9 protein-coding genes are annotated in these 7,720 nt (G+C 63.8%); 7 read left to right on the top strand and 2 right to left on the bottom strand.

The features are described 5' to 3' along the window. From PSEWESI4_RS25600 to PSEWESI4_RS24010, 7 genes are all read left to right on the top strand, one after another. Window positions 1-224, top strand: a 224-nt coding sequence (locus PSEWESI4_RS25600) for a DUF2345 domain-containing protein (RefSeq protein ID WP_187673768.1), incomplete at its 5' end; no start/stop codon positions are given. Window positions 225-226: 2 nt separating this feature from the next. Next, window positions 227-1,033, top strand: coding sequence for a DUF4123 domain-containing protein (locus tag PSEWESI4_RS24035; RefSeq protein ID WP_187673767.1), 807 nt, complete (start codon window positions 227-229; stop codon window positions 1,031-1,033). 64 nt (window positions 1,034-1,097) lie between these two features. Beyond that, entirely contained in the window at window positions 1,098-1,430 is a 333-nt protein-coding gene (locus tag PSEWESI4_RS24030; protein WP_187673766.1) for a hypothetical protein, read from the top strand. Between the two features lie 3 nt (window positions 1,431-1,433). Then, window positions 1,434-2,027, top strand: a complete 594-nt coding sequence (locus tag PSEWESI4_RS24025; RefSeq protein WP_187673765.1) for a DUF3304 domain-containing protein — start codon at window positions 1,434-1,436, stop codon at window positions 2,025-2,027. Next, a complete protein-coding gene (locus PSEWESI4_RS24020; protein WP_187673764.1) occupies window positions 2,024-2,650 on the top strand; it encodes a DUF3304 domain-containing protein in 627 nt (208 codons plus the stop codon). Before PSEWESI4_RS24025 ends, PSEWESI4_RS24020 begins: the two co-directional genes overlap by 4 nt. Continuing rightward, window positions 2,647-3,264: a DUF3304 domain-containing protein gene (locus PSEWESI4_RS24015; RefSeq protein ID WP_187673763.1), complete on the top strand. Its 618-nt coding sequence runs from the start codon at window positions 2,647-2,649 to the stop codon at window positions 3,262-3,264. The genes PSEWESI4_RS24020 and PSEWESI4_RS24015 overlap by 4 nt, the downstream gene beginning before the upstream one ends. Continuing rightward, window positions 3,261-5,681: a T6SS phospholipase effector Tle1-like catalytic domain-containing protein gene (locus tag PSEWESI4_RS24010; RefSeq protein WP_187673762.1), complete on the top strand. Its 2,421-nt coding sequence runs from the start codon at window positions 3,261-3,263 to the stop codon at window positions 5,679-5,681. The genes PSEWESI4_RS24015 and PSEWESI4_RS24010 overlap by 4 nt, the downstream gene beginning before the upstream one ends. Window positions 5,682-5,809: 128 nt before the next feature. Here PSEWESI4_RS24010 and PSEWESI4_RS24005 read toward each other — a convergent pair whose 3' ends face one another. Both PSEWESI4_RS24005 and PSEWESI4_RS24000 read right to left on the bottom strand, forming a co-directional pair. Next, window positions 5,810-7,126, bottom strand: coding sequence for a curlin (locus PSEWESI4_RS24005; protein WP_187673761.1), 1,317 nt, complete (start codon window positions 7,124-7,126; stop codon window positions 5,810-5,812). Window positions 7,127-7,186: 60 nt separating this feature from the next. Further along, window positions 7,187-7,678, bottom strand: coding sequence for a curlin (locus tag PSEWESI4_RS24000; protein WP_187673760.1), 492 nt, complete (start codon window positions 7,676-7,678; stop codon window positions 7,187-7,189). Window positions 7,679-7,720 lie beyond the last annotated feature (42 nt).

Below are 7,720 nucleotides of genomic sequence, written 5' to 3'. Positions count from 1 at the left end.
ACATCACCCTGCTGTGTGGCGGGGCCTACCTCAAGATGCAGGGCGGCAACATCGAACTGGGCATGCCGGGGGATTTCACCGTGAAAGCCGGCAGCCACAGTTTCGTCGGTCCCGCTTCGCTGGATCATCCACTGCCGGCCTTCCTGCCACCCGAAGACATTTGTGTGGAGTGTCTGAAAATGGCGGCCCAGAGCGGCAGCCCCCTGGCTCGCAAAAGGAGTTGAACATGAGCGTCTCGCCCATCGACCCGCCAACGGATATCCAGTTGCAAGGCATGTGCGATCTCGTTCGGGAGACTTGTCGGAAGGAAGGGTTATCACGCGTACATGCCTTGCTGGACCTGTCCCTTGCCGATAACGCATCGCGCAAGGAACTGGCCGACCTGGTGCCGGAGCCGCGCTTTCTCTACCGCGGTCACTATGCCGGCCCGCTGGACGACATCGATCCATGGCTCATCGAACTGGACCTGCAGCACCCTGACGCCTTGCTGGCGCTCTGTCGGCTCTGCGCGGGGCGGCCGATGCTGGGCTTCATCGTCACGCCAGCCTCGCTCGACGACCTGCTCGCCCATCTTAGGCGGCAACTGGAAGCACGGGATGACGAGGGAAGCCTGTATATCCTGCGTTGGGCCGATACACGGTGTCTGCCAGTGCTCCATGGCGTTCTCGATGAGAACCAGCGTGCGCGTTTGCTGCAAGGTATTTCCGCCTGGCTGTACATGGGCCGGGAAGGCGCCCCGGCCCGCCTGGACCTGGAGCGCCATGCCGAAACGACGAGCGCGCCGAACCACAAGTTGCCTTACCAACTGACGGCCGAACAAGCCAAGGCGCTGCGTGCGAGTGCCCACCCCGACGCGCTGCTGGCCCAGATCGCCAAGCGGCCGGAATGCCATGGCGTCCTGGCCGGCCCGCCCTCAAGACGATACCTGGCCGCGCGCGCGGCCCTGGGCGCTCTTTCCGAAACAGCATCGGACGCCGAGGCCATTCGCGCGGTTGCGCGGCGCTTGGCCGAGGACGGATTGCTGCTGACATGACCCCTTGCATCGACCACTTGCCAACCTGCGTGGCGGCCTGTGCCCAGCCCTGGAATCCAGTGACATGTACCGATTGACCCGCATCCTGTTCTCGCCCCTGACCTACCTCATGGCCGCCGCAGTGGGCTATGTGATTTTTACTGCAGCGGGGGGCGTCGTGTTCGTCAGTTCTTTTTCGATGATCCTGCGCGTCGACATGACGGAAGCCTTTATGCTCGGATTGATGACGGCGCTGTGGTCATGTATTGCCTCATCGGGATTACTGGTTGCCAGCGGGCTGATGCTCGTCGTGCGAGCCATCATCGTCGAATTCTGGCCGGGCACGCGGCCCTGGCTGTACGCAGGTCCGCCACCCCATGCCAGTCTCGAAGGCCGCGCCGGCTCAACCAAGGAATAGGTCATGCCCATCTGGAAAACCTTTATCGGTGGAATACTACCGGCCTTCCTGCTGCTGGCGCTGACCGGCTGCGAACAACCCCCGCCACCGCCCACGAAACCGGCCGCCGACCGCATGGTGCCGTTGCAGTTGAGCATCCTCAACTACACCGACGAGTACATCGATGATGTGTTCGTGGAGCGCTCCTGGGCCGGGAACATGGTGGCGCACTCCGGTGGAGGCAGCTTTGCCGGATTTGCCGAAGTGCCCCGGCAGTGGGACCCGAACTACAAGCTGACCGTGCGCTGGCAAACCGAGTCGCTGTACCTGAAGGACCCCGATGCCTATTTCGAGCGGGAAGTGGCGACCGAACCCTACCAGCAGGAAACACCAGGGGGGATCACGTTCCTTTGGGTCGCGTTTTTCCCCGAGGGGGCCGTCAAGCTCTATCCCACGCTCGTGGGACCTTTGCATCCGGATTTTCCGGATGGACTGACTGCCCCTAAATTGCAATGCCGCAAGGAGCACCCCAACAGCAGCCACTGCGAAGGCCCGCCGGGCTTCTGGCAAAGGCAGGCGCAGTCCCCATCAGCCGACAAGGAGGTCGAGGCACAATGACGATTTCACAGCACGCCGTCGCCCCATGGCGGCTTATCTTGGGGCGGCGCGTCGGTAGCGCCTTGCTGGCCTCCCTGCTGCTGGCGCTGACCGGCTGCGAACAACCCCCGCCACCGCCCACGAAGCCGGCCGCCGACCGCATGGTGCCGTTGCAGTTGAGCATCCTCAACTACACCGACGAGTACATCGATGAGGTGTTCGTGGAGCGCTCCTGGGCCGGGAATATGGTGGCGCACTCGGGGGGAGGTAAGTTCGCCGGATTTGCCGAGGTGCCCCGGCAGTGGGACCCGAACTACAAGCTGACCGTGCGCTGGCAAACCGAGTCGCTGTACCTGAAGGACCCCGATGCCTATTTCGAGCGGGAAGTCGTACCAGAGCCCTATCAGCAGTACAAGCCGGGCGGCGTCGCTATGCTCTGGATTGCCTTCTTCCCCCAAGGGATGGTCAAGCTTTTCCCTACCCGGGTTGACCCAGGCCATCCGGACTTTCCGGAAGGGCTGCTCCCTCCTAAATTGCAATGCCGCAAGGAGCACCCCAACAGCAGCCACTGCGAAGGCCCGCCGGGCTTCTGGCAAAGGCAGGCGCAGTCCCCATCAGCCGACAAGGAGGTCGAGGCACAATGACGATTTCACAGCACGCCGTCGCCCCATGGCGGCTTATCTTGGGGCGGCGCGTCGGTAGCGCCTTGCTGGCCTCCCTGCTGCTGGCGCTGACCGGCTGCGAACAACCCCCGCCACCGCCCACGAAACCGGCCGCCGACCGCATGGTGCCGTTGCAGTTGAGCATCCTCAACTACACCGACGAGTACATCGATGAGGTGTTCGTGGAGCGCTCCTGGGCCGGGAATATGGTGGCGCACTCGGGGGGAGGTAAGTTCGCCGGATTTGCCGAAGTGCCCCGGCAGTGGGACCCGAACTACAAGCTGACCGTGCGCTGGCAAACCGAGTCGCTGTACCTGAAGGACCCCGATGCCTATTTCGAGCGGGAAGTGGCGACCGAACCCTACCAGCAGGAAACACCAGGGGGGATCACGTTCCTTTGGATCGCGTTTTTCCCCGAGGGGGTCGTCAAGCTCTATCCCACGCTTGTGGGGCCTTTGCATCCGGACTTTCCGGATGGATTGACTGCGCCTTCGTGGGCCTGCGAAAAGCAGTTCCCAGGCAACCCCAAGTGTTTCCGCCGTACCCCCTCCTGGGAAAAACAACCGGAACAGGACAAGGAGGTCGAGACACCATGACGGTTTCACGCTTGCCCGACAATGTCACCCTGACCCCATGGCGGCTCACGGAGCGAGAGCGGGGCGAGGTGCTCTGCAGCGAGTCGCTGGACGACGCCATGGCATGCCGGCGCACATTGTTCATGGGCTTCTTCTTCGACGGTACCCGAAACAATCTTTATTACGACGAGGGGAAACAGGCGCACAGTAATGTGGCACGTCTATATCGGATCTTTGACGATGCCCGTAAACACGGCGAAGAACGCCAGTACCGCTTCGCCACCTATATTCCTGGCGTGGGCACCGAGTTCTGGAAAGGCGTCGGCGATTCCGGCGTGGGTCTGCATGCCAATGCCGGTGCCGCCGCCGGTTGGGGCGGCGAGGCGCGCATCAACTGGGCGTTGTTGCAGTTGCAGAACAATTTGCATCTGTATGCGCTTCAACGCCGACTTACTAATGAGAACGAAGACCGCGCCCTGGTAAGCCGGATGAGCACGGACATCAATCTCGAGCGCATGCGCCAGGCGTTCCCGGAAGGCGAGGAGCCGCCCAGGCCGAAATCGCCCGAGGACCGGAAGCTGCGCAGCGAAGTGACGTTGGCGCAGTCTTTCCAGGCCATCGCCAGCACCCAGTGGCGCGACACCAATATCGATGGGCGCCGCCAGGTGCTGGCCGAGCGGCGGGCCGTGCTGCTCGACAAGCTCCAGCCGGTGCTGACCGGCAGATTGCCGAAGCTGGGGCACATCCGGATTTCCGTGTTCGGCTTTTCCAGGGGCGCCACCGAGGCGCGGGTGTTCGTCAACTGGCTGCGCGACCTGTGCGATACCCCCAGGGGGCCGCTGCGGATCTGCGGCGTGCCGGCCACGGTCGACTTCCTCGGCCTGTTCGACACCGTGGCCTCGGTGGGCGCCGCCCAGGGCTTGCTGGAGGACCTGGCCACCGGCCATGGCGGCTGGGGCCAGCGGCGCGACCTGCGTATCCCCGGACCGCCGGTCGTGACGCGCTGCCTGCACCTGGTGGCCGGCCACGAGGTGCGCGGCTCCTTCCCGCTGGACGCGGCGGCTGGCCCGAACGTGGAGGAGGTGGTGTACCCGGGTGTGCACTCGGACGTGGGCGGCGGCTACATGCTCGGCGAGCAGGGGCGCGGGATGACCGACGATGCCAAGCTGTCGCAGATACCGCTGTGCCACATGTACCGTGCCGCCCTGGCGGCGGGTGTCCCGCTGATGGACCTGACCCAGGCACCACCCCCGATCCAGAATGCCTTCAAGGTTTCGGTAGGGCTGATGTCCCGTTTCAACGCCTACATGATCGAGTTGCGCGGCAACTCGAACCTGGGCAATGCGACGACCGAAGACCTGGTGCAACGGCACTATCGCCAGTTCCTGCAATGGCGGCGCTATTTCCTGGACAAGTACACGCAGGTACTCGGGAGGGTCGCCAGCCCGCAGGACCGCATGGATCTGACCCAGGCAAACCTCGAACTGGCAGGGGAATGGAAAACACTGCTCGGCTCCGACGATTTGATTCGGGGCTACAACAGCCCCTGGATGGGTGGCTACACTGGCGCTCTGCTGGAGTATGGGATCATCAAGCCCTTCGTGAACGCGGGCAAAGACACGCTGACGATACTGGGAACCCTGGCCAATCTCCTGGCCCGCGCCCGTTTCGACGACTTGCCGGGCGGCTGGATAGCGAACGTGTCGCCCATCGTGGATGGCACGATGCAAAGCTCCATGATGCTGGAGGCCTTGGCACAAGCCCTCGAGAGCAAACATGGACAATGGAAGCAGGTGGAGAACGCCTGGAATGCTGGCGTCTTTCTCCCGCACGGCGCTGTTTGTGCACTCTTCGAGCGGGATGTGCACGACTCCCGGGCCTGGTTCAAGCCGCTGGGGGATGACGATGACGTATGGATCGACAAGGCCCGTGCGTATATTCGGGAACTGGAACGCAAGGAAAAGCTGGCGCTCGACGGCAAGGGACCGCGCCTCAGCAATGAGGAACGCAAGGACCTGACGTTCTACAGGCAGAAAATGGACGGACGCGACGCGCCGAACGGCGAGATTCCCGCAGTGGCCTTGCCGGCCCAGAAAAGCGGGCGGGAACTCTCGTTCTTGTGGGGCTACCTGCGTTGGCGGACGGTCTATCACGATCCGATCAACGACTACCGTAGCCAGTACCAGAGCCTGGCCAATGCCGAGCGCGGTACGCTGATAAGGCGCAAGCGGGTGCTGGAGCGTGAGGCGGAAACCCTGGACGACACGATCCGCGATATCTCCAAGCACTTGCAGGGAAGGGTCATGGCTGGTGGCGGCGAAATGGTCATGGCGGAAGGCGTCAACCAACTGGGCGGCTTCTATGCTCGAAAGATGGAGGTGGAAACGGAACTGAAAGCCGTACAGGTCTTCCTCGATGAAATGGGCCCGGTGACCTGATGGGAATCCTTGAAAGAGGCGGTGTTGCCTGGGTGAGAGAGGGGACCCCAGCCGCTCGGATCGGACGGGCAGGGTGCATGCCACAAAGAACTGCCGCCCAGGTCGGGCGGCAGCACAGGGGGAAAAGCTCAGTATTGGCTGACGGTCGCCCGGTTGCCCATGCCGGTCTGGGTGATGGTGGCCGAGACGTCGGTTCCGGCCTGGATGGCGAGCGCCTGGTTGGCGTTGCCGAACTGGTTGACCAGCAGGGTGGCGATGTTGCCGGACTGGGTCACGTCCACCAGGTTGGCGTCGCCCTGGCTGAGGCCGTCGACCAGGCTGTCGGCCGCGCCGTCCTGGCGGGCCAGCAGGATGTTGTCGTTGCCGAGCTGTTCGAAGTACAGCTCGTTGAAGTTGCCGCTCTGCTTCAGGCCGACGGTGTTGCCATCGCCTTCCTGGGTGAGCACGGCGGTCTGTGCGACGCCGATCTGGCCGCCGTCGAAGTCACCCCGCCAGTTGCTGGCATGGATGATGTTGCCGTCGCCCACGGTGGAGGCGGTGATGCTGTGCCCCTGGCCTTCCTGGTAGGTGTAGGTGACGTTCGCCACGCCGTTCTGGTAGAGGTCCGCCTGCGAACCCAGGGACTCGAGCTGGTCCGCCGCCAGGTTGCCCTGGCTGCCGTCCTGCAGCACGGTCACCAGGTTGTCGCCGCCGAGGCTCTGGTCGACGACCAGATTGTTGTCCTCGCCGTACTGCTCGACGACCGCCTCGCTGAGGATCTCGCCGCTCTGCCAGACATCGGCGTAGTTGTAGTAGCCGGTCTGGTCGATGGTGATGCGGTTGTCGCTGCCCAGGTCGGTCTGCGAGGCGTAGGTTTCGTTGAGCTCCCCGCTCTGGGTCAGCGTGATGGTGCCCCGGTCGTGGTCGCCCTGGAAGCTGGCGATGTAGTTGGTGGTGCCGGACTGGATCACATCCACCTGGTTGTCGCTGCCGTAGAGCTGCTCGGCATTGCTTTCGTTGAACAGGCCGCTCTGGTTCACGTCGATCCGGCTGAACTGCTGGCTTTCCTGGTAGTTGAAGGAGAAGTTGCCTTCGTCGGCCTGGACCTGGGTGGACTGGTTGCCGACGCCGCCGGCCTGGTCGGAGTGGAGGACGTTGTACTCGCCGGTCTGGATCTGCACCGCGGTGCTGTCGGCCTCGAACAACTGCTGGGCGAACGCGGCGTTGGCGGTGCCGTCCTGCAGTTGCAGGATGTGGCTGTTGTCGGTGACGTCCTGCGCGGCGAAGGCATCGTGCAGCGTGCCGGCCTGCCCCTGGATCACGGAGCTGGAGTTGGCAGCGCTTTGCAGGACTTCCGCGACGTTGTCGTCACCGGTCTGGACCTGGGTCGAGGTGCTGCTGGCCATGGCCTGTACGCTGGCCAGTGCCAGGATGGCGGCGGCTAGCGGTTTGACATGGAATTTCATGGTATTGCCTCCTGGGATCGCTCCCTGCTGGTCGCACGACTGAAAAGTGGATTGCCGCTCTCAGCGATACTGGCGAACCAGCACGCTCTGGTTGTTTCCGTACTGAATGACACTGCTCGTCAGGCCCGAGCCGGACTGCTCGATCTGCGCGTTGTTGTAGCTGCCGCTCTGGACGATCTGCGCGAGGTTGTCGCTGCCGTTCTGGGTGATGTAGGCCGCGTTCGCGTAGCCTTGCTGAAGGATCGTGGCCATCTGGTTGATGCCCTCCTGCAGGATGAACGCCTCCTGGTCGCTGCCGTTCTGCACGATCACGCCGAGCAGGGACTGGCCGCCCTGGGTCAGTTGCGCCAGGTTGTGCTGGCCGATCTGCCGCACCAGCGCCTGGGTGCCCTCCGACAGGTCGGCGGGAAGCCCCTGCAGGGGAACGGCCAGGTCGAGGTCGAAGCTCGCCAGGTCCTGGTTGTCCATCAGGTCGCTGCCGCGCGCCGCTCCGGCCAGGCAGATGCCGAGCAGGAGGAGGGCGCTTGCGCAGTGGCGGAGATGGCGTGTCATGACCCTTGTTCCTTGGCGGTCACCCCGCCCGGACTCGCGTCC

It is taken from the genome of Zestomonas carbonaria (assembly GCF_904061905.1).
Classification (GTDB): domain Bacteria; phylum Pseudomonadota; class Gammaproteobacteria; order Pseudomonadales; family Pseudomonadaceae; genus Aquipseudomonas; species Aquipseudomonas carbonaria.
The sequence above is the reverse complement of the archived record's forward strand: the minus strand, read 5'-3'. Positions and strand labels throughout refer to the sequence as shown.

Excerpts from the sequence above, each read along its gene's own strand:
- PSEWESI4_RS24005 (WP_187673761.1), bottom strand. The coding sequence starts at position 7,126 with ATGAAATTCCATGTCAAACCGCTAGCCGCCGCCATCCTGGCACTGGCC.
- PSEWESI4_RS24030 (WP_187673766.1), top strand. The coding sequence starts at position 1,098 with ATGTACCGATTGACCCGCATCCTGTTCTCGCCCCTGACCTACCTCATG.
- PSEWESI4_RS24010 (WP_187673762.1), top strand. The coding sequence starts at position 3,261 with ATGACGGTTTCACGCTTGCCCGACAATGTCACCCTGACCCCATGGCGG.
- PSEWESI4_RS24020 (WP_187673764.1), top strand. The coding sequence starts at position 2,024 with ATGACGATTTCACAGCACGCCGTCGCCCCATGGCGGCTTATCTTGGGG.
- PSEWESI4_RS24025 (WP_187673765.1), top strand. The coding sequence starts at position 1,434 with ATGCCCATCTGGAAAACCTTTATCGGTGGAATACTACCGGCCTTCCTG.
- PSEWESI4_RS24015 (WP_187673763.1), top strand. The coding sequence starts at position 2,647 with ATGACGATTTCACAGCACGCCGTCGCCCCATGGCGGCTTATCTTGGGG.
- PSEWESI4_RS24035 (WP_187673767.1), top strand. The coding sequence starts at position 227 with ATGAGCGTCTCGCCCATCGACCCGCCAACGGATATCCAGTTGCAAGGC.
- PSEWESI4_RS24000 (WP_187673760.1), bottom strand. The coding sequence starts at position 7,678 with ATGACACGCCATCTCCGCCACTGCGCAAGCGCCCTCCTCCTGCTCGGC.